This window comes from Burkholderia sp. Bp9099 (genome assembly GCF_003857805.1).
GTDB lineage: Bacteria > Pseudomonadota > Gammaproteobacteria > Burkholderiales > Burkholderiaceae > Burkholderia.
On record NZ_QTPU01000032.1, the window covers coordinates 50,440 to 70,727 of the forward strand.

Annotated in this window: 18 protein-coding genes; 16 read left to right on the forward strand and 2 right to left on the reverse strand. The window is 68.6% G+C overall.

Annotation, left to right across the window (positions count from 1 at the left end):
* Positions 1-239: 239 nt before the first annotated feature.
* From DIE17_RS30275 to DIE17_RS30285, 3 genes are all read left to right on the forward strand, one after another.
* The gene (locus DIE17_RS30275) at positions 240-1,631 is read left to right on the forward strand and encodes an APC family permease (protein WP_124921470.1); all 1,392 of its coding nucleotides are present in this window, start codon (positions 240-242) and stop codon (positions 1,629-1,631) included.
* Positions 1,632-1,695: 64 nt separating this feature from the next.
* Positions 1,696-3,093: an aspartate aminotransferase family protein gene (locus DIE17_RS30280; RefSeq protein ID WP_124921471.1), complete on the forward strand. Its 1,398-nt coding sequence runs from the start codon at positions 1,696-1,698 to the stop codon at positions 3,091-3,093.
* 36 nt (positions 3,094-3,129) lie between these two features.
* A complete protein-coding gene (locus DIE17_RS30285; RefSeq protein ID WP_124921472.1) occupies positions 3,130-4,554 on the forward strand; it encodes an aldehyde dehydrogenase family protein in 1,425 nt (474 codons plus the stop codon).
* A gap of 67 nt (positions 4,555-4,621) precedes the next feature.
* On the opposite strand, the gene DIE17_RS30290 is transcribed toward DIE17_RS30285, so the two are convergent.
* Entirely contained in the window at positions 4,622-5,476 is an 855-nt protein-coding gene (locus DIE17_RS30290; RefSeq protein WP_044847177.1) for a FadR/GntR family transcriptional regulator, read from the reverse strand.
* A 233-nt stretch (positions 5,477-5,709) separates the two neighbouring features.
* Between DIE17_RS30290 and DIE17_RS30295 the strand changes: the two genes are divergently transcribed.
* From DIE17_RS30295 to DIE17_RS30330, 8 genes are all read left to right on the forward strand, one after another.
* Entirely contained in the window at positions 5,710-6,918 is a 1,209-nt protein-coding gene (locus DIE17_RS30295; protein WP_124921473.1) for an ABC transporter substrate-binding protein, read from the forward strand.
* A 69-nt stretch (positions 6,919-6,987) separates the two neighbouring features.
* A complete protein-coding gene (locus DIE17_RS30300) occupies positions 6,988-7,848 on the forward strand; it encodes a branched-chain amino acid ABC transporter permease (protein ID WP_124521209.1) in 861 nt (286 codons plus the stop codon).
* Complete coding sequence (locus DIE17_RS30305) at positions 7,845-8,888, forward strand: branched-chain amino acid ABC transporter permease (protein WP_124921474.1); 1,044 nt, start codon at positions 7,845-7,847, stop codon at positions 8,886-8,888. Before DIE17_RS30300 ends, DIE17_RS30305 begins: the two co-directional genes overlap by 4 nt.
* The gene (locus DIE17_RS30310; protein ID WP_124521205.1) at positions 8,885-9,652 is read left to right on the forward strand and encodes an ABC transporter ATP-binding protein; all 768 of its coding nucleotides are present in this window, start codon (positions 8,885-8,887) and stop codon (positions 9,650-9,652) included. Before DIE17_RS30305 ends, DIE17_RS30310 begins: the two co-directional genes overlap by 4 nt.
* Complete coding sequence (locus DIE17_RS30315; protein WP_124921475.1) at positions 9,649-10,350, forward strand: ABC transporter ATP-binding protein; 702 nt, start codon at positions 9,649-9,651, stop codon at positions 10,348-10,350. Before DIE17_RS30310 ends, DIE17_RS30315 begins: the two co-directional genes overlap by 4 nt.
* 34 nt (positions 10,351-10,384) lie before the next feature.
* Positions 10,385-11,665, forward strand: coding sequence for a Zn-dependent hydrolase (locus tag DIE17_RS30320; RefSeq protein WP_124921476.1), 1,281 nt, complete (start codon positions 10,385-10,387; stop codon positions 11,663-11,665).
* Complete coding sequence (locus DIE17_RS30325) at positions 11,662-13,164, forward strand: M81 family metallopeptidase (RefSeq protein WP_124921477.1); 1,503 nt, start codon at positions 11,662-11,664, stop codon at positions 13,162-13,164. The genes DIE17_RS30320 and DIE17_RS30325 overlap by 4 nt, the downstream gene beginning before the upstream one ends.
* A 120-nt stretch (positions 13,165-13,284) precedes the next feature.
* On the forward strand, positions 13,285-14,481 hold the full coding sequence (locus tag DIE17_RS30330; protein ID WP_124921478.1) for a beta-propeller fold lactonase family protein: 1,197 nt from the start codon (positions 13,285-13,287) through the stop codon (positions 14,479-14,481).
* A 144-nt stretch (positions 14,482-14,625) separates the two neighbouring features.
* On the opposite strand, the gene DIE17_RS38095 is transcribed toward DIE17_RS30330, so the two are convergent.
* Positions 14,626-14,760, reverse strand: a complete 135-nt coding sequence (locus DIE17_RS38095) for a hypothetical protein (RefSeq protein ID WP_006750603.1) — start codon at positions 14,758-14,760, stop codon at positions 14,626-14,628.
* Positions 14,761-15,156: 396 nt separating this feature from the next.
* Between DIE17_RS38095 and DIE17_RS30340 the strand changes: the two genes are divergently transcribed.
* The 5 genes from DIE17_RS30340 to DIE17_RS30360 all read left to right on the forward strand — a co-directional run bounded on the left by DIE17_RS30340 (position 15,157) and on the right by DIE17_RS30360 (position 20,180).
* Positions 15,157-15,588, forward strand: coding sequence for a hypothetical protein (locus DIE17_RS30340; protein ID WP_124921479.1), 432 nt, complete (start codon positions 15,157-15,159; stop codon positions 15,586-15,588).
* Positions 15,589-15,695: 107 nt separating this feature from the next.
* The gene (locus DIE17_RS30345; protein ID WP_124921480.1) at positions 15,696-16,508 is read left to right on the forward strand and encodes an alpha/beta fold hydrolase; all 813 of its coding nucleotides are present in this window, start codon (positions 15,696-15,698) and stop codon (positions 16,506-16,508) included.
* Positions 16,509-16,693: 185 nt separating this feature from the next.
* Positions 16,694-17,863, forward strand: coding sequence for a class C beta-lactamase (ampC, locus tag DIE17_RS30350; RefSeq protein WP_124921481.1), 1,170 nt, complete (start codon positions 16,694-16,696; stop codon positions 17,861-17,863).
* Positions 17,864-18,111: 248 nt separating this feature from the next.
* Positions 18,112-19,023, forward strand: coding sequence for an NAD-dependent epimerase/dehydratase family protein (locus DIE17_RS30355; protein WP_124921482.1), 912 nt, complete (start codon positions 18,112-18,114; stop codon positions 19,021-19,023).
* A 254-nt stretch (positions 19,024-19,277) separates the two neighbouring features.
* Entirely contained in the window at positions 19,278-20,180 is a 903-nt protein-coding gene (locus tag DIE17_RS30360) for a LysR substrate-binding domain-containing protein (protein WP_124521185.1), read from the forward strand.
* The last annotated feature ends 108 nt before the right edge of the window (positions 20,181-20,288 follow it).

Here is a 20,288-nt window from a genome sequence, read left to right on the forward strand (position 1 = left end):
GTTCGCGTAGAACATAGCCGGAATGTCCGCGAAACGCCAGAGGGCCCGCATCAGCGGGGGGCGGCCGCCCGCCACGCGTCCGGAAATATCCCCCGATTACGTCCGCTTTTCTCATTCGTCGTCGATTTTTTGGCGCACCACACTCGTTTCCGGATCGCGCAATGCCTGCAGTGCCTGCACTGCCCGCATTGCCGACGAGACGAGTGTTGATGTCATGGACCACGCCACGTGAGGACAGCATGAAAGACACCAGGCCGGAGCAGCGCACGCCCAGCGCCGCGACAGACGACGTGCGGGCACGCACGGACGGGTACGCCGACGCGGAGCCACGCGCCGCGCATTCGCTCGGGCTGTTCACGCTGGTGATCTTCGGCCTCGCATACATGCTGCCGATGACGGTGTTCACGACCTACGGGATCGTCACGCGCGAAACCAACGGACACCTGACGATCGCGTATGCGGTCACGCTGGTCGCGATGCTGCTGACCGCGCGCAGCTACGGCCACATGGCGCGGCTGATGCCGAGTGCCGGTTCCGCCTATACGTTCGCGAGCCGCAACTTCGGCACCTCGGCCGGCTTCATGGTCGGCTGGGCGCTGCTGATGGACTACCTGTTCATCCCGATGATCAGCTACCTCGCGATCGGCATCTACATGAAACAGCTGTTCCCGGCCGTGCCGGCCAGCGTGTGGATCGTCGCGAGCATCGCGCTGGTCACCGGGCTGAACATCGTCGGCATCCGGCTCGTCAACCGCGTGAACCTGATCCTGATCGCGAGCCAGCTCGTGTTCATCGCGGTCTTCGTCGCGGCGGCCGCGCATGTCGCGAGCGGCGAGGGGCTGGCGCCGACGCTCGCGCTGCCGTCGTCGGACGACGCACGGGCGATCTTCGCCGGGTCCGCGATCCTGTGCCTGTCGTTCCTCGGTTTCGATGCGGTGTCGACGCTGTCGGAGGAAACGCGCGAGCCGCGCCGCACGGTGCCGCGCGCGATCCTGCTCTGCACGCTCGCGAGCGGCCTGCTGTTCATGCTGATCGCGTATGCGGGACAGGTGGTGTTCCCCGACTGGCATGCGTTCAAGGATCTCGATTCGGCCAGCCTCGAACTGATGCGGCGCATCGGCGGCGGCACGCTGTCGGCGCTGTTCGTCGCGGTCTACGTGGCCGGCTGTTTCGCGAGCGCGATGGCCGGCCAGGCGAGCGTCACGCGCGTGCTGTTCGCGATGGGCCGCGACCGGGTGCTGCCCGAGCGCGTGTTCGGCCACCTGCATGCACGGTTGCGCACGCCGGTGCGCGCGACGCTCGCGGTCGGTGTCGTGTCGCTGTCCGCGCTGTTCATCTCGCTCGATCTCGCGTCGACGATGATCAGCTTCGGCGCGCTCGTCGCGTTCGCGGTCGTGAACCTGTGCGTGATGCGCAGCTATCTCGGCCGCCCGGAACATCGCCGCTTCGCGGGCTGGATCAGGTTCGGCGCGGTGCCGGCGCTCGGCTTCGCGATGAACGTCTGGCTGTGGTCGGGCCTGTCGCGCCAGACCTTCTACGTCGGCATCGGCTGGCTCGTGATCGGGCTGTGCCAGCTGCTGTGGCTCACGCGCGGCTTCACGCGCCCGGCGCCGACGCTGTCGATGAACTGAATGACCGGCCGGCGGCTTCCGGCTGCGGGCCGCCGGTCTCGGATCCCTGAAGGAGGAATGACCCATGAACGGTATTGACGTCAATCTCGATGCGGACCTGCAGGCGCTCGGCAAGCGCCATCTGCTGATGCACTTCACGCATGCCGATGCGTATCGCGACCACGCGCTGACGGTGTTCGACCGCGGCGAAGGCTGCTGGCTCGTCGATCGCAACGGCAAGCGCTACTTCGACGGGCTCGCCGGGCTGTACTGCGTGCAGGTCGGCTACAGCCACGGCGCGGAGATCGGCGACGCGATCCGCGAGCAGATGGTGCGGCTGCCGTTCGCGACCAACTGGGGCTACGGCCACGAACCGGCGATCCGCCTCGCGCACAAGCTCGCGGCGCTCGCGCCGGACGGCCTGAACCGCGTGTTCTTCACGTCGAGCGGCTCGGAGTCGAACGAATCGGCGATCAAGCTGGTGCGCCAGTATCACCAGGCGCGCGGCGAGCCGCAGCGGCGCAAGTTCATCGCGCGGCGCGTCGCGTATCACGGCACGTCGTTCGGCGCGCTCGCGCTGAACGGGATGACCAACTTCCGCAAGCATTTCGAGCCGCTGATGGCGGGCGTGCGGCACGTGAGCAACACGAAGCGCTACGGGCGGCCGGAAGGCGAGACCGAAGCGCAGTTCACGCGCCATCTGCTCGACGAGATCGAAGCATTGATCGTCCAGGAAGGGCCGGACACCGTCGCCGCGCTCGTCGTCGAGCCGCTGCAGAACGCGGGCGGCAGCCTGACGCCGCCGGCCGGTTATGCGCAGGGGCTGCGCGCGCTGTGCGACCGGCACGGCATGCTGCTCGTGGCCGACGAAGTGATCTGCGGGTTCGGCCGGCTCGGCGAATATTTCGGGTCGACGCGTTACGGGCTGAAACCGGACCTCATCACGTTCGCGAAGGGGATAGCGTCGGGCTACGTGCCGCTCGGCGGCGTGATCGCGAGCGACACGGTGGTCGACACCGTGCTCGCCGGCCCGCAGCAGATGTTCCTGCACGGCGCGACCTACGGCGGCCATCCGGTCGCGTGCACGGCAGCGCTCGCGAACCTGACGATCATGGAGCGCGAAGGCGTGCTCGCGAACGTCCGCGCCAACGAGGCGGTGTTCCGCGAGACGCTCGACGGCCTGCTCGAGCTGCCGTGTGTCGGCGACGTGCGCGGCGACGGCTACCACTACTCGCTCGAACTCGTGACCGACAAGGCCGCGCGCCGCTGGGCGGCCGGCATCAGCGCGCAGACGTTCGTGTCGACGCTGCTCGCGCCCGCGATCTTCGAAGCCGGGCTGTTGTGCCGCGCGGGCGTCGACCACGAAGGCACGCCGATCGTGCAGTTCTCGCCGCCGCTCGTGATGTCGCGCGACGAGATCGTGTGGTTCGTCGCGAAGATCCGCGACATTCTCGCCGACACTTACGCGCGGGCGACGCGCTGAGCGCGGCAGCACCGTTCGTCATTCCAGGAGCCTTCGATGCGAACCTCACAACAGAGCTATATCGTCGGACAGTGGTGCGATCCGGCCGATGCGCGCGCGATCGACGTGATCGATCCGGCGACCGCGAAGCCGTATGCGCGGCTCGCGATCGGCGGGTCGGCCGACGTCGACCGCGCGGTCGGCGCGGCGAAGCGGGCATTCGACGCGTATTCGCGCTGGACGGTCGACGCGCGCGTCGCGCTGCTGCAGCGCGTGCTCGAGATCTACCGGCGCCGCTACGACGAAGTCGCGCGCACGATCAGCCAGGAGATGGGCGCGCCGATCGCGTTCGCGCGCGCGATGCAGGCCGCGGTCGGCACCGCGCATCTCGAACAGACGATCCGCGCGCTGCAGTCATTCCGGTTCAGCACGCAGACCGATTCGCTGCTGGTGTCGCACGAGCCGATCGGTGTGTGCGCGCTGATCACGCCTTGGAACTGGCCGATCAACCAGATCGTCTGCAAGGTCGCGCCGGCGCTCGCGGCGGGCTGCACGATGGTGCTCAAGCCGAGCGAGATCGCGCCGTTCAGCGCGATCCTGTTCGCGGAGATCCTGCACGAAGCCGGCGTGCCGCCGGGCGTGTTCAACCTCGTGCACGGCTACGGGCATGAGGTCGGCGATGCGCTGTCGCGGCATCCGGACGTCGACATGGTGTCGTTTACGGGCTCGACGCGTGCCGGTGTCGAAGTCGCGAAGGCCGCGGCCGATACCGTGAAGCGCGTGCATCAGGAACTCGGCAGCAAGAGTCCGAACCTGATCCTGCCCGATGCCGACATCGAGGATGCCGTCACGCGCGGCGCGCGCAGCTGCTTCAGCAACAGCGGACAGTCGTGCAACGCGCCGACGCGGATGTTCGTGCACGTCGATCAGCTGGCCGCGGCCGAGGCGGCGGCGCGCGATGAGGCTGCGCGCACCGTCGTCGGCGATCCGCGTTCGCCGGAAACGGGCATCGGGCCGGTCGTCAGCCGCACGCAGTTCGACCGCATCCAGCAGCTGATCCGGAGCGGCATCGACGAGGGCGCGACGCTCGTCGCGGGCGGGCCCGGCCGTCCGGACGGGCTCCGCGACGGCTTCTACGTGAAGCCGACGGTGTTCTCGAACGTCACGCCGGACATGACGATCGCGCGCGAGGAGATCTTCGGGCCGGTGCTGTCGATCCTGACCTACCGGACCGAGGATGAAGCCGTGGCGCTCGCGAACGATTCGGTCTACGGGCTCGCGGCTTACGTGCAGACGAAGGATCTCGAGCGCGCCCGCCGCATCGCGGCGCGCTTGCGCGTCGGCAACGTGCACATCAACTATCCGGCGTGGAACCCGGCCGCGCCGTTCGGCGGCTACAAGCGTTCGGGCAACGGCCGCGAGTATGCGGAGTTCGGCCTCGTCGAATATCTGGAGACGAAAGGCACGACGGGGTACGCGTGAGCGGCGCTGGCCGACCGTCGCCGGACGGTCGGCTTTTGTCGCGAGCCGGCTTCGCGTGTGCCGACAGTCAGTTGTCCTCGCCATCCGCCGCGGCCGCGTCGGCGCCCGGAACGGGCGCGGCGGCCCGCCTGCGGATTTCGGAGTCGAGGATCAAGCGCCCGCGCAGCTTCCCTTTCATCCGTTTCACGTGCTTTGGCGCCTCGGTCATGTGCTCGACCATCAGCGCACGTACGCGCTCGGCATCGCGCGCTCGCGCGGCCAGCAGGATTTCCTTGTGGATCGACACGTTCGCTTCGCCGAAGCGCTTGTGCTCCGCGAGCGGCGTATCGTTCCTGAACTCGATCAGCTGCCGGATCATCTCGTTGATCAGCTCGCAGCTGAAGCGCAGGAAGGGGTTCGGGTTCGCGGCCGCGAGGATGTCGTGGAACGTCGTGTCCTCCTGCCGCTGGCGCAGCATGTGGCCGCGGTCGTGCACGCCCGACGCGCCGTCGCAGCACGCGATGTTCGCCTCCAGCGCCGCGAAGTCGCGCTCGGTCAGGTGCGGCACGGCGCCCGCCGCCAGCTCGGGTTCGAGGAGCTTGCGCACCGTGTAGATGTCGTCGATCGTCACGTCCTTGAAGAACAGGTAGTTCTGCAGGAGTTGCAGCGTGCGGTCGAGCGGCACCTCGACGACCATCCCGCCGCCCGACGGCCCCGTCGTGACCTTGATGAGCCCCTGCACCTCGAGCGACTTCAGCGCCTCGCGGATCGTGCTCTTGCTCACCGCGTACAGCTGCTGCAGTTCCGCCTCGCGCGGCAGGCGGTCGCCCGGTTTCAGATCCTTCTCGGTGATCAGCCGCTTGATCTCCTCGGCGACGAGATCCGCCCGCTTCGGCTGCTTGATTTCGACCGCGAGGCCCGCCCTGGCTCGGTCCATGACCATCTTCAAGACTCCTTTGTCTGACTGCGCGCCACATCGTCGTCGACGATCCGTTCGGGCGCGGGGTACGGAATTTTGCCTGATTGACACCAATTTTGATCAACTCTAGCATCAGGTTGATCCTATTTATCATGATAAATAGGATCAACCGGCAACGCGCATCCTGCAGGGCGTGGATACGGTTTGGGTTTGGCAGTCGGTCGCATCGTGTGTCCCCCTTTATCAGGAGCGTCAACTTGAATCGCCGAGAACTGTTGAAACTGGCCGCGCTGTCGGCCGTGCCGGGTGCGCTCGGCAGCATGTCGTCCCGTGCCACATTCGCGCAGGGTTCGACCATCCAGCTTGCCTGCCCGGTGCCGATGTCGGGGCCGTTCGCCGCCAATGGCAAGTACGCCGATCTCGGCATGCAGCTCGCCGTCAGGCAATACGGCAAGGTGCTCGGTGCGCCGCTCGCGTATACGGCACTCGACACCGAGGGCAAGCCCGCGACCGCCGTGCGGCGCGTGCAGGAAATCGCGCAGCAGAAGGGGGCCCGCTTTTTCGCGGGCGGCATCCTGTCGTCCGAATCGCTGGCGATGGGCAAGGAAGTCCAGAAGGCAGGCGGCGTGTTCATCACGACGGCGGGCGCGGACGAACTGACCGGCAAGGACTGCAACGATGCGACGTTCCGCTGGTCGGTGCCGACCTTCGGCGCGATCGAGCAGACGGTGCGGCCGTTGCTCCAGATGCTGCCGAAAGCGAAGCGCTGGTACACGATCACGCCGCAATACGTGTTCGGCGAGGGCCTGCTGTCCGCCGCGAAGGCGATCTTCAAGGAGAAAGGCATCGAGCATGTCGGCAACAGCTACCACTCGCTCGCCGAGAAGGAGTTCAGCGGCTACCTGACGAACGCGGCGGCCGCGCAACCGGACGTGCTGCTGATCCTGAACTTCGGCTCGCAATCGTCGGACACGCTGCGCCAGGCCGTCAGCTTCGGGATGAAGCGCAACTGCACGATCCTGCTTGCGTGGGCATCGGGCCTCGAGCAGTTCGAGGCGCTCGGCCCCGACATCTGCGACGGCGTGTATTTCGGCGCGCAGTACTGGCACGGCATCGATTCGCCGCTGAATCGCGACTTCGTGAAGCGGGCGAACGCCGCGTTCAAGGCGAACCCGAACTACAGCCTCGCCGGTTCGTACATCTGCTCGAAGATCCTGCTCGACGCGATGGTGAAGGCCGGCAGCGCCGATCCGAAGAAGGTCGTCGCGGCGATGGAAGGCATGAAGTACGACGGTCTCACGGGCCCGGAGGAAATCCGCAAGGGCGACCACCAGGTGCTGAAGAACTACTACCTGCTGAAGGGCAAGCCGAAGAGCCGGATGAAGAACGCGGACGACTACGCGGATATCGTCAGCTCGGGTCAATCGTTCCTGTCCGTCGACAAGACGGGGTGCAAGCTCGCGTAACGCGATGCGCGCATTCGCGGCCGTCGCGCGCCGCGGACGTCCGTTTCACTCCTTTCCGGTACGGAAGCCATGAACGTCTATCTGCTGCAGATCGTCAACGGCATCGGCGTGGGCATGCTGTATTTCCTGCTCGCCGTCGGCCTGTCGATCGTGTTCGGCCTGCTGCGCTTCGTGAACTTCGCTCACGGTGCGTTCTATCTGCTCGGTGCGTACCTTTGCTACCAGGCGCTGCAATGGTCGGCCAACTTCTGGGTTGCGCTCGCGGTCGTGCCGCTCGTCGTCGGCGCGTTCGCGTGGATCGTCGAGAAGCTCGTGCTGCGTCACGTGTATGCGCAACAGCATGAATTCCACATCCTCGCGACCGTCGGGCTCGCGCTCGTGCTGCAGGAGTGCGCGATCCTCGCCTGGGGCCCGCTCGGCGACAACGTGCCGCCGCCCGACGCGCTGAACGGCGTCGTGATCTGGGGCGGCTTCGTCTACCCGAAATACCGGCTGTTCGTGATCGCGTTCACGGCCGTGCTTGCCGGACTGCTGTGGTGGGTGCTCGAAGGCACGCGGCTCGGCAGTACGGTGCGCGCGGGCAGCGAATCGACGGAGATGGTGTCGCTGCTCGGTATCAACGTGACGCGCGTGTTCAGCCTCGTATTCGCGCTCGGCGCGGCCACCGCCGCGCTCGCCGGCGTGCTCGCGGCACCGATCCGCGGCGTCGATCCGTTCATGGGCATCGAGGCGCTCGGCGTCGCGTTCGTGGTGGTCGTCGTCGGCGGGATGGGGAATTTTCTCGGGGCGCTCGTCGGCGGGCTGCTGGTCGGCATCGTGCAGAGCCTGATGAGCACGCTGTGGCCGGAAGGCGCGCGCCTGATGATCTACGTCGCGATGGCGGCCGTGCTGCTGCTGCGTCCGAACGGATTGCTGGGGAGGGCTGCATGATCGAATCGTCGAAACCGCTGCCGCCCGCGGCGGCAGCCTCGCCGCGCGCGCGGCCGTGGCACGGCGCGCTGCGGCGGCCGGAGGGCTGGCTCGCGGTGGCCGTCGCGTGCGTGCTGCCGCTGGCGCTGAGCTCGGGCTCGCTCGCGACCGAAGTGCTGGTGTTTGCGCTCGCCGCGCTCGGTTGCAATCTGCTGCTCGGCTATACGGGGCTGCTGTCGTTCGGGCAGGGCATCTTCTTCGGGCTCGGCAGTTACGCGGCGGGGCTGGTCCTGACGCACGGCGTCCGGTCGGTGACGGCTGCGCTCGTCGCGGCCACCGTGCTCGGCGCCGTCGCGGCCGCGCTCGTCGGCTGGTTCTCGATCCGGCAGCGCGGCACTTACTTCGTGATGCTGACGCTCGCGTTCGGGCAGCTGTTCTACTTCCTCGCGTATACGACGCCGGATGTGACGGGCGGCGACAACGGGCTGCTCGACATCCCGCGCCCCGCGCTCGCCGCATTCGGGCATCCGCTCGTCCCGCTCGATTCGCCGTGGCGCTACTACGGCTTCGTCGCGGTGCTGTTCGTCGCGGTGTTCTGGCTGCTGCTGCGCGTATCGCGCTCGGTGTTCGGCCGGACGCTGCTCGCGATTCGCGACAACGAGGCGCGCGCGGCGGCGGCCGGCTACGACGTGCAGCGCTTCAAGCTCGCGGCGTTCGTGATCTCGGGCGCGGTCACGGGCCTCGCGGGGGCGCTGCACGCGCTGATGACGGGCATCGCGCCGCTGTCGAACATCGACTATCACACGAGCGAGATGATCCTCGTGATGACGGTGATCGGCGGCACGGGCAACCTGTTCGCGTCGGTGCTCGGCGCGGCATTCTACGTGCTGTTCGCGGATTGGCTGTCGACGCTGTGGCCGCGCTGGCTGCTGTTGCTCGGCCTCGTGCTGATCGCGGTCAGCCTGTTCATGCAGCGCGGGTTGTGGGGACTCGGCGAACGCGTCGCGGCATCGCTGCGGCGCGCCGATCGTACTGCGGCTACGGCCAGGGAGCGGCAATGAGCGAAGCGATTCTCGAAGCGCGCGGCATCGTCAAGCGCTACGGCAAGTTCACGGCGCTGGGCGGCGTCGATCTGCGGATCATGCCGCGCACCGTGCATTCGGTGATCGGCCCGAACGGTGCCGGCAAGACGACGCTGTTCCATACGCTGACCGGCACGCTGCCGATCACGTCGGGCTCGATCCTGTTCGATGGTCACGACGTGTCGCGCGAACCCGATCACAAGCGCGTGCGGCGCGGCATCGCACGCTCGTTCCAGGTGACGAGCCTGTTTCCGAACCTGAGCGTGCGCGAGAACCTGCGCGTCGCCGCGCAGGGCGTGGAATCGCGGCGCGCGCTGAATCCGTGGACGCCGCCGAGCGGCGCACTCGCGCATGACGGCATCGTCGACGAGGTGCTCGAGCGGCTCGGCCTGCAGCGCTTCGCCGACACGGCGGCCGGCGTGCTGTCGCACGGCCAGCAGCGTCGGCTCGAGGTCGGGATGGCGCTGGCGGCGCGGCCGCGCGCGATCTTCCTCGACGAGCCGACGTCGGGCATGGGCATCGACGACCTCGACGACATGAAGGCGCTGATCCGCGGCCTGCGCGACGACTACACGGTCGTGCTGATCGAACACAACATGGGAATCGTGATGGACATCTCGGACACGATCACGGTGATGCAGCAGGGGCGCGTGCTGGTCGAAGGCAAGCCCGACGCGATTCGCGGCGACGCGCGCGTACGCAGCGCGTATCTCGGCAACATGATCACGGGAGGCCGCGCATGATGCTCGACGTGAAGGAGGTTCACGCCTGCTACGGCAAGAGCCACGTGCTGCAGGGCATTTCGCTGAACGTGAACGAAGGCGAGACGGTGACGCTGCTCGGCCGCAACGGCGCGGGCAAATCGACCACGCTCAAGACGATCGCGGGTGTCGTCGCGCCGACCGGCGGGACGGTGACGTTCGCCGGCCGGCCGGTGTCCGGGCAGCCCGCGCACCGGATCGCCGCATGCGGCCTGTGCTTCGTGCCCGAGCATCGCGGCATCTTCCGGCTGCTGTCGGTCGAGGAAAACCTGCGGCTCGGCGCACGTCGCGATTCGCCGTGGCAGCTCGACGACATCTACCGGATCTTCCCGCGCCTGAAGGAGCGCCGCCGCAACGGCGGCGCGCAGTTGTCGGGCGGCGAGCAGCAGATGCTCGCGATCGGCCGCGCGCTGATGAACCACCCGCGGCTCCTGATGCTCGACGAGCCGGTCGAAGGGCTCGCACCGGTGATCGTCGAGGAGATCGTCGCGCAGCTGAAGCAGATCAAGGCGGCCGGCGTCGCGATCCTGCTCGTCGAACAGAACCTCGAAGTGTGCACGCAGCTTGCGGACCGCCACTTCGTGATCGAACAGGGTGTGATCGTCTACGAAGGCAGCAACGCGGCGTTCGCGGCCGATCACGAGGTGAAGGACCGTTACCTGGGTGTCGGCGTCGCGTAAGCGCCGGGCCCGTTCATTGCGAGGAATTCCATCGATGCAAGTTCTGGATTCGACACAGGGCGCCACGGCGTCCGGCCTGCGCGTCGACGGCGCGCGGCTGTGGGACAGCCTGATGCGTCTCGCGCGAATCGGCGCGACCGACAAGGGAGGCGTGTGCCGCCTCGCGCTCACCGAACTCGATCGCGAGGCGCGCGACCTGTTCGTCGCGTGGGCGAAGGAAATCGGCTGCACGGTACGCATCGATGCGATCGGCAACATCTTCGCGCGACGTGCGGGCGAACGCGACGACCTGCCGCCCGTGACGACAGGCAGCCATATCGACACGCAGCCGACCGGCGGCAAGTTCGACGGCAACTACGGCGTGCTCGCCGGCCTCGAAGTGCTGCGCACGCTCGACGACGCGGGCGTGCGCACGCGTGCGCCGCTCGAGGTCGCCGTGTGGACCAACGAGGAAGGCTCGCGCTTCGTGCCCGTGATGATGGGCTCCGGAGTGTTCGCGGGTGCGTTCACGCTCGACCACGCGCTCGCGCAACGCGATCGCGACGGCATATCGGTGGGCGATGCGCTGGCCGCGATCGGCTATGCGGGCGACGCGAACGGCGCGCATCCGGTCGGCGCGTATTTCGAAGCGCATATCGAGCAGGGGCCGGTGCTGGAGGCGCACGACACGACGATCGGCGTGGTCGAGGGCGCGCTCGGGCAGCGCTGGTACGACGTGACCGTACACGGGATGGAGGCGCATGCGGGACCCACGCCGATGGAACTGCGGCGCGACGCGCTGCTGGTCGCGGCCGATCTCGTGCGCACGGTGAACGGCATCGCGCGTGCGCACCCGCCGCACGGGCGCGGCACGGTCGGCTGGGTCGACGTCCATCCGAATTCGCGCAACGTGATTCCGGGCCGCGTGACGCTGACCGTCGACTTGCGCGCGGCCGACGATGCGACGCTGGTGGCGATGGATGCGGAACTGCGCACGGCCTGCGCCGATCTGGGTGCGGTGGCCGACATGCGGATCGACGTCGAGCAGGTCGTGTATTTCGCTCCGCAGCCGTTCGACGCGGCACTCGTCGAGCGGGTGCGCGCGGGCGCCGGTGCGCTCGGGCTGTCGTCGATGAACGTGATCAGCGGCGCGGGTCACGACGCGGTGTATCTCGCACGCGTCGCGCCCACCGCGATGATCTTCGTGCCGTGCAAGGACGGGATCAGCCACAACGAAATCGAGGACGCCGATCCCGCCCACCTCGAAGCGGGCTGCAACGTGCTGCTGCATGCGATGCTCGGCGCGGCGGGCGTGGCGGAGGGCGCCACGCGATGAAGATCCTGATCGCCCGGATGAACCACGAAACCAATACGTTCTCGCCGGTGCCGACGCCGCTCGCCGCGTTCGGCCGCAACGGCCCCGACTGGGGTGACGACGCGTATCGCGCGAATCGCGGGATGCGCACCGCGATGGCCGCGTTCATCGATGCGGCGGCTCGCGCAGGCGCGGAGATCGTCACGCCGGTGTCGGCGGCCGCGAACCCGAGCGGGCCGGTCGCCGCCGACGCGTATGCGGCGATCTGCGACGCGATCGTCGCGGCCGCGCCCGGCTGCGACGCGGTGATGCTCGACCTGCACGGCGCGATGGTCGCCGAGCAGAGCGCGGACGGCGAGGGCGACCTGCTCGCGCGCGTGCGCGCCGCGCTGCCCGATGCGCCGATCGCGGTCGCGCTCGACCTGCACGCGAACGTCACGCAGAAGATGATCGACCATGCGGACGTGATCGTCAGTTTCAAGACCTATCCGCACGTCGACATGTACGAGACGGGCGAGCACGCGGCGCGTGTGCTGCTCGACCGGCTGCACGGCCGCGCTCGGCCCGTGCTCGCGTGGCGGCAGCCGCCGCTGATGACGTCGACGCTGCGCAGCGCGAGCGCCGAAGGCGCGATGCGGCGCGCGGTGGAGGCCGCGCGCGCGGCCGAAGCCGACGGGATGCTGGCGGTATCGGTGCTGCCCGGCTTCTCGCTCGCGGACATTCCCGCGCCGTGCATCAGCATTGTCGTGGTCGCCGATGGCGACCACGCGGCGGCCGACGCGGTGGCCGAGCGCATCGCCCGGCAGATCTGGGACGCACGCGACGCGTTCGTCTACCGCAGCGCGCCGCTCGCGGAATCGGTCGCGCAGGCCGCGGCGCTGGCGCGCGGTGCTGACCGTCCGGTGCTGATGCTCGATCACGGCGACAACTGCATGTCGGGAGGCCCGTGCGACACGATGGACCTGCTGGAGGAAGCGCTCGCGCAGGGGCTCGACGGGATCGTCAGCGGGCCGCTGTGCGACCCGGATGCAGTCGCGGCGCTGATCGGCGCGGGCGTCGGCGCGACCGTGACCGTGCCGGTCGGCAACCGGATGCCGTCGCACGGCGGCGCGCGGCGCGCGCCGTTTCGGGCGACGGGCATCGTGCGCGCGATCACCGACGGCGAATACGTGATTGCCGGGCCGACGTATACGGGCCAGCGCGCATACATGGGCCGCGCGGCGGTGCTCGATATCGGCGACGCGACGCTGGTCGTCACCGAGCGCACGCAGGAGCCGTGGGATCTCGGCGTGTTCGAGAGCGTTGGCATCGATCCGCGCCGCGCGCGATTCCTGCTGCTGAAGTCGCGGATGTACTGCCGGCCGGTGTTCGTGCCGATCGCGGCCGCGCTCGTCGAGTGCGACAGCCGCGGCGTGACCGGATCGGATTACGGGCTGTTCCGCTACGAGCGGCTCGCGCGACCCGTGTATCCGCTCGACGACGTCGATCGGTGGGACAGCGCGGACGTGCGCACGACCTGAGCGGCGGGCGCGAGACGCCGGTTTCGCGCGCTTTCGTGCATCATGCGGTGGCATCGACCCGTCGAGCAGCAGGGTCGTGCCAGTCCTTGCATCCGCAACCGATCCGGAGAACCGACCGCCATGCATTCGAATCGCTTTCGCCTTCGTCGCGCCCGCCTGCTCGCCGCGCTGACGCTCGCTACCACCGCCGGCACCGCCGTCACCGCGCACGCGGCCGACTGGATCGTGTCCGGCAACGACGGCAAGTATCAGCGCGTCGAAGGGCGCGACACCTATCTCGCGTCGCCGCCCGCCGACACGCTGACGCTGCTCGACGCGAGCGTGTTTCCGCCGAAGGTCGCGCTGCGGGTCGACGTCGAGAACGGCATCCAGGGCCCGCCGCAGGCCGTCGCGATCGCACCCGACGCGAAGCTCGCGCTGGTCGGCGCGCCGACGCGCTACGACCAGGGGGCGAGGCAACTCGTGTTCGATACGTTTCTGCAGGTCGTGAACCTCGCTGCGTCGCCGCCGGCGATCACGCGCATCGAACTCGGCACGCACCCGCAGGGGATCGCGATCGATCGGTCGGGCCGGCTCGCGCTGGCGGCGAACGTCGACGGCAGCGTGTCGATCCTGCGGATCGACGGAACGCAGGTGACGCTCGACGGCAACCTGAAGATCGGCGAGAAGCGGCTCGCCGGGATCAGCTTCACGCACGACGGCAAGCATGCACTCGTGTCGCTGCGCGACGAGCAGGGCATCGCGGTGCTGAACGTCGACGACGGCAAGGTGACCGACAGCGGCACGCGGCTGAGCACGGGCGTCGCGCCCTACACGATCGACGTGTCGAGCGACAATCGCTGGGCCGTTGTCAGCAACGTCGGGCTCGCGGGGCTGCCGGGCTATACGGGCACGCTCGCGGGCGATGCCGATTCGGTCGCGCTGATCGACGTGTCGCGCACGCCGTTCCGCACGGTCCAGTACCTGACGGTGCCGTCGCTGCCGGAAGGCGTCGCGATCTCGCCGGACGGAAAGTGGATCGCCGTGCAGGCGATGGACGGCTCGAGCCTGACGCCCGACAACCCGGGTCGCCACAAGCTCGGCAAGGTGGTGCTGTTCGAGATCCGCAACGGCCGTGCGGTGCAGACGAGTGAAGTGCCGGGCGGCGAAGCCGCGCAGGGCATCGTGTTTACCGCCGACAGCCGGCACGTGATCGTGCAGTTCAACGTCGAGCGGCAGCTCGCGCTGTATGCGGTGGAGGGCGGCAAGCTGCGCGATACGGGCAAGCGCATCGCGCTCACGGGCGGGCCGTCGTCGTTGCGGACGTTGCCACGGTGATGGGTTGAAGCGTTCGACGGGCCGGCCGACGCGTGCGTCGCGCCGGTCCGGGATGCCGGCATCTTGCGCCGGGCCGCGGCCCGCCGGTCGGCGTTTTTCAGTGCGGCGTCGTCGCGTCTGCCGCTGCCGTGCGCGCCGCCGTCGTTACGGACGCAGCAGGTCGAATCCGCCGAACACGACCACGCCGCTGAGCGCAATCATCGCGACCGAATGCTGGCCGAAATAGAGAATCGCGGCCGCGAGCCACGTGGTCAGGCAGAAGGCGCCGATGCGGGCCATCGTGAATTCCTCGAAATGCGTGATGAAGGGGGCGTGCCGAAGTCGGCGCGTCGCATGTCGATGCGGGCGCGGGGCTCGCGTTGCGACGGCGCCGGACGGCATCGCGTATCGGGCCCGACCGGGCGGGCACCGACGCGGGGTAGCCCGCGAGGCCTTGCCGGAAGCAGCCGGTGTGCTGCGGCAGCAGGCCAGCCGGCGATTTTACCAGCGTCGACGGCCGGCCAATCTGGCCCCTTCGCGACGATCGGCGGTACGCGTACGGCGCGGGCATCTCGGGGCATCTCAGGGCAGCTGGAAAGGCGCGGCTCAAGTTTCATCCGATGAATACCGTAAACCGGTTGCAAGGTATCCCCTGTTCAACCGACCCGAGTCGCACACTCACTACGGACCGACACGATGCAGATCGACCCTTCTTCCGCCGCGCAGACCTCGCCAGCCGCTGGCAACGCGACCGCCGATCCGTCCGGCACCGGTGCCGCGTCGACGGCGACGTCCGCCGCGTCGTCGCCGGCGGGCGGTGCCGCGCAGTCGGACGGCGCCGGGCAGACGCCGGGCGCGTCGGGATCCTCGGCCGAGGATCCCGCGGTCAAGCAGTTGAAGCAACTCATCGAGCGCCTGCAGAAACAGCTTGCGCAACTGCAGCAGCAGATGGCGGCGGCCGCGCAGCGCGCGAAGCACGATCCGGCCGCGGCACTCGAGCAGCAGACGCTGGGCGCGGAAGCCAGCACGATCTCCGCCGCGTTGTCGACGGCGATCGCACAGCTTGCGCAGGCGATCCAGAAGTCGGGCGGCTCGACGTCCGGCGCGCTGGTGTCGACGCAGGCCTGAAGGCACGGCGCCGCGCCGTCGCGCACCGCAGCGCGCGGACGCGTCGCGGCACGCCATCGCGCGCATTACAATCGCAAGCTCGTCTCCCTCGCAAGGACGGCAGAACGATGAACGCGGAATTCGCCGACGACGACCTCGTCCGCTTCGACGCGCAAGGCGGCGCGCCGCTGCCGGCGGCCGACGCCGAAGGATGGCTGGACCACGACGGCGCGCGCATCTGGCACGCGTCGTTCGGCCACGGCCCGCCCGTCGTGCTGCTGCACGGCGGCCTCGGCCACGGCGGCAACTGGGGCAACCAGGTGCCGGCGCTGCTCGCGGCCGGCTACCGCGCGATCGTGATCGACAGCCGCGGCCACGGCCGCAGCACGCGTGACGATCGCCCCTATTCCTACGAACGCATGGCCTCCGACGTGCTGGCGGTGCTCGATGCGCTACGCATCGGGCGCGCACGCTTCGTCGGCTGGAGCGATGGCGCGTGCGTGTCGCTCGTGCTGGCCGCCCGCGCGCCGGCGCGTGCGGCGGGCGTGTTCTTCTTCGCGTGCAACATGGATCCGGGCGGCACGAAGGAGATGATGCCGAGCCCGCTGATCGACCGCTGCTTCGCGCGGCACCGCAAGGACTACGTGCGGCTGTCCGCGACGCCGGACCGTTTCGACGCGTTCGTTGCCGCCGTCAGCGAAATGATGCGCACGCAACCGGATTACAGCGCGGCCGACCTCGCGGCGATCGCCGTGCCGGTCGCGATCGTGCAGGGCGAGCACGACGAGTTCATCCGCCCCGACCATGCGGCGTATCTCGCGCGCACGATTCCGGACGCAACGCTGACGATCCTGCCGGGCGTGAGCCACTTCGCGCCGCTGCAGCGGCCGGCGCGCTTCAATGCCGCGATGCTGGCGTTTCTCGACCGCTTGCCGGACTGACATGCGCGGGACCGGTTCACGCGCCGCATAAGATTTTCTTTAGGCTCGCGCAACATATCGTCGATTGTCGGTTGGCGGCCGGCAGCGGATAGTCCTGCTTCGACGGGACGGCTGGCGCGGCGTCCGCGCGGCGCGACCAAATCCGTTGTTCATGCAACCATCTGAAAATCGAAGGAACCGCACCCATGCGATTCAACGCGATCCGCATCGCCGCGACCCTGTTCGTCGCCGCATGCGCCGCCACCACGGCCGGCCGCGCGGCCGCCGCCACGCAGGACGAGATTCACGACACCGTAACCCGCCACGTCGCACCGCTGATGAAGCAGTTCGCCATTCCCGGCATGGCGATCGGCATCGTCGCCGACGGCAAGCCTTATGTGTTCGACTACGGCGTGATGTCGACGCAAACCGGCCAGCCGGTGACCGGCGACACGCTGTTCGAGATCGGCTCCGTCAGCAAGACGCTGACCGCGACGCTCGCATCCGACGCGCAGGAGGGCGGCGAGCTGTCGCTCACGGATCCGGCCGGCAAGTATCTGCCCGCGCTGCGGGGCAAGCCGTTCGGCCGCGTGACGCTGCTCGAGCTCGGCACGCACACGCCCGGCGGGATGCCGCTGCAGGTGCCCGACAGCATCCGTGACGACGCGGGCCTGATGCGCTATCTCGACGCGTGGCGCCCCGCGTACGCGCCGGGCACGCGGCGCACCTATTCGAACGTGGCGATCGGGATGCTCGGGCAGCTCACCGCGATGGCGATGAACCGCGACTTCGCGGGGCTGATGGAACAGCAGCTGTTTCCCGCGCTCGGGATGGCGCACACCTACATCAACGTGCCCGCCGCGCGCCAGGCCGACTATGCGCAGGGTTATACGCAGGACGGCAAGCCGATCCGGATGACGGGAGGCATGCTGTGGCAGCCGGCGTACGGCGTCAGGACGACGGCGGCCGACCTGCTGCGCTTCGTGCAGGCGAACATGGGGCTCGTCGAAACGGCGCCGCGATTGCAGCGTGCGCTCGAACGCACGCACACCGGCTATTTCCACGCGGGGCCGTTCACGCAGGACCTGATCTGGGAACAGTATCCGTATCCGGTCGCATTGCCGACGCTGCTCGCGGGGAATGCGCCGCCGATGCTTCACGACGCGACGCCCGCGATCGAACTCAAGCCGCCGCTCGCACCGCGCCCGGACGCGTGGATCAACAAGACGGGGTCGACCAACGGCTTCAGTACCTATGTCGCGTTCGTGCCCGCGAAGCGGCTCGCGATCGTGATGCTCGCGAACCGCAGCTTCCCGATCGAGGATCGTGTGAAGACTGCGTACCGGATCGTCGAGTCGCTGGGCGGCAAGCCGTAGCCTGGAGGATCCGGCACTGACGCGGCGCCGCCGCCAATCTTCCCGGCCGGATCAAAACTCTTTTCACGATCGGCCTCTTTCGCCGCGCGCGCGCGGCATCGATACTGACGCGACAGGCCGCGTTGCGCAGGTTCGACGCGCCGCACGGCCGGCATCGACGGCCCGCGCCCATCCGACACCGGTGCGCGCGGGCTGACTCATTTCCGCGAGGCGCGGGCAGTTTCGCGGCCTCGCCATCGGAGCGGTGGATGAAGGGCATCAAGGTATTCGTGACGGGCGCGGCCGGCTACATCGGCGGCTCGGTGGCCGCACGGCTGGTATCGGAAGGGCATGTCGTCACCGGGCTGGCGCGCAACGGCGAGAAGGCCGCGACACTCGCGGCAGCCGGCATCTTGCCGGTCATCGGCACGCTCGACGACACGGCGCTGCTGCATGCGTTCGCGAGCGACGCGGACTGCGTGATCAACGCGGCGAGCAGCGACCACCGCGCATCGGTCGAGACGATCGTCGCGGCGCTGAGCGGCTCGGGCAAGACGTTCCTGCATACGAGCGGCACCAGCGTGATCGCGGACGACGCACAGGGCGCGCACGGCGACGCGCCGGTGTTCGACGAAGCGACTCCGGTCGTCGCGCCGGCCAAGCCCGAGCGCCGTGCGATCGATCAGCTCGTGATGTCGGCGGTGACGCTCGGCATCCGCTCGGCGGTGATCTGCAACAGCATGATCTACGGCGACGGGCTCGGCATCCGGCGCGACAGCGCGCAGCTTCCGCTGCTCGCCGCGATCGCGCGCGAGGCCGGCGCGGTCCGCGTGATCGGCAAGGGGTTGAACCGCTGGTCGAACGTGCATGTCGAGGACGTCGCCGATCTCTACGTGCGCGCGATGCGGCACGCGGCGCCCGGCGCGCTGTATTTCGCGGAGAACGGCGAAGCGTCGTTCGCGGACATCGGCGCGGCGCTCGCCGCGCGTCTCGGTTTGCCGTCGGTCGTCGAGTGGGACATCGCCGAGGCCGAGCAGGTGCTCGGCCACTCGCGCGCGCATTTCTCGCTGGCGTCGAACAGCCGCGTGAAAGCCGTGCGCGCGCGGCAGGAACTCGGCTGGGCGCCGCAGCATGGCGCGATGCAGGACTGGATCCGCCACGACATGCCGATCGCGGCCTGACGCCGCAGAATTGCTTCGCAGCACGCAGCACGCAGCACGCAGCACGCAGCACGCAGCACGCAACACGCAACACGCAACACGCAGCACGCGCCCTCCCGGGCGCGTGCGCCCCCGCCCCGCGATCGCATTGATCGGACAATATTTGCCGCGCATTCTTGAATCTGAATCAACTATGATTCGCGCCGGCTCCCGCTTATCAAACGGGCGCTGCGGCACTATCGTGACGATTCTGAAACCGTCACCGATTCCCGACCATGAAGACCACCCTCGACGAGATGCTCGCATTCGTGACCATCGCCGATACCGGCTCGTTGACGGGGGCGGCGGACAAGCTCCACCAGCCGACGTCGGTGATGAGCCGGATCCTACGGCGTCTCGAGGAAAAGCTCGACACGACGCTGATCCGCCGCACGACGCGCCGGCTCGAAGTGACGGAAGAGGGCACGCTGTTCCTCGAATACGCGCGCGAGATCATCGCGTCGGTCGAATTCGCCGAGGAACAGCTCGCCAGCCAGCGCGAGAAGCCGGCCGGGCGGTTGCGCATCAACGCGGCGATGCCGTTCATGCAGCACGTGATCGCGCCGATGATGCCGGGCTTTCGCGAAGCGTTTCCGGCGATCGCGGCCGAACTGCATACCAGCGACGAAATCATCGACTTGCTCGAACAGCGCGCCGACGTCGCGATCCGGATCGGCGAGCTGCGCGATTCGACGCTGCACGCGCGCAAGCTCGGCAGCAGCCGGCTGCGCATTCTCGCGAGCCCCGCGTACCTGGAGAAGGCCGGCGTGCCGACGCGCGTGGCCGATCTCGCGGACCATACGCTGCTCGGCTTCGTGCAGCCCGAAACGCTGAACCACTGGCCGCTGCGCACCGCGGACGGCGACGTATACCGGATCCATCCCGCGCTGCAGGCGTCGAGCGGCGAGACGCTGCTGACGCTCGCGCTTAACGGCGCGGGCATCGTGTGCCTCGCCGACTACATGACGGGCACCCATCGCCGCGACGGCAGCCTCGTCGAAGTGCTGGTCGACGACACGACCGAATTCCGCCAGCCGATTCACGCGGTCTACTATCGCAACGCGACGCTGTCGTCGCGCATCGTCAGTTTTCTGGACTACTTGAGCGCACAGCTGAAGGAAGGCGGCGATATCGACTGAAGGGGCGCGCAAACCGCCGCTCGTCTCGTGCGAAGGGCGACGTGTTCGATCGATATCGGGCACGTCGCCCTTTTTTCATGGCGACCGACGCGACCAACGCGACCGATG

Excerpts from the sequence above, each read along its gene's own strand:
- DIE17_RS30345 (WP_124921480.1), top strand. The coding sequence starts at position 15,696 with ATGAACGCGGAATTCGCCGACGACGACCTCGTCCGCTTCGACGCGCAA.
- DIE17_RS30330 (WP_124921478.1), top strand. The coding sequence starts at position 13,285 with ATGCATTCGAATCGCTTTCGCCTTCGTCGCGCCCGCCTGCTCGCCGCG.
- DIE17_RS30290 (WP_044847177.1), bottom strand. The coding sequence starts at position 5,476 with ATGGTCATGGACCGAGCCAGGGCGGGCCTCGCGGTCGAAATCAAGCAG.
- DIE17_RS30305 (WP_124921474.1), top strand. The coding sequence starts at position 7,845 with ATGATCGAATCGTCGAAACCGCTGCCGCCCGCGGCGGCAGCCTCGCCG.
- DIE17_RS30310 (WP_124521205.1), top strand. The coding sequence starts at position 8,885 with ATGAGCGAAGCGATTCTCGAAGCGCGCGGCATCGTCAAGCGCTACGGC.
- DIE17_RS30280 (WP_124921471.1), top strand. The coding sequence starts at position 1,696 with ATGAACGGTATTGACGTCAATCTCGATGCGGACCTGCAGGCGCTCGGC.
- DIE17_RS38095 (WP_006750603.1), bottom strand. The coding sequence starts at position 14,760 with ATGGCCCGCATCGGCGCCTTCTGCCTGACCACGTGGCTCGCGGCCGCG.
- DIE17_RS30325 (WP_124921477.1), top strand. The coding sequence starts at position 11,662 with ATGAAGATCCTGATCGCCCGGATGAACCACGAAACCAATACGTTCTCG.
- DIE17_RS30355 (WP_124921482.1), top strand. The coding sequence starts at position 18,112 with ATGAAGGGCATCAAGGTATTCGTGACGGGCGCGGCCGGCTACATCGGC.
- DIE17_RS30340 (WP_124921479.1), top strand. The coding sequence starts at position 15,157 with ATGCAGATCGACCCTTCTTCCGCCGCGCAGACCTCGCCAGCCGCTGGC.
- DIE17_RS30275 (WP_124921470.1), top strand. The coding sequence starts at position 240 with ATGAAAGACACCAGGCCGGAGCAGCGCACGCCCAGCGCCGCGACAGAC.
- ampC (WP_124921481.1), top strand. The coding sequence starts at position 16,694 with ATGCGATTCAACGCGATCCGCATCGCCGCGACCCTGTTCGTCGCCGCA.
- DIE17_RS30300 (WP_124521209.1), top strand. The coding sequence starts at position 6,988 with ATGAACGTCTATCTGCTGCAGATCGTCAACGGCATCGGCGTGGGCATG.
- DIE17_RS30320 (WP_124921476.1), top strand. The coding sequence starts at position 10,385 with ATGCAAGTTCTGGATTCGACACAGGGCGCCACGGCGTCCGGCCTGCGC.
- DIE17_RS30360 (WP_124521185.1), top strand. The coding sequence starts at position 19,278 with ATGAAGACCACCCTCGACGAGATGCTCGCATTCGTGACCATCGCCGAT.
- DIE17_RS30315 (WP_124921475.1), top strand. The coding sequence starts at position 9,649 with ATGATGCTCGACGTGAAGGAGGTTCACGCCTGCTACGGCAAGAGCCAC.
- DIE17_RS30285 (WP_124921472.1), top strand. The coding sequence starts at position 3,130 with ATGCGAACCTCACAACAGAGCTATATCGTCGGACAGTGGTGCGATCCG.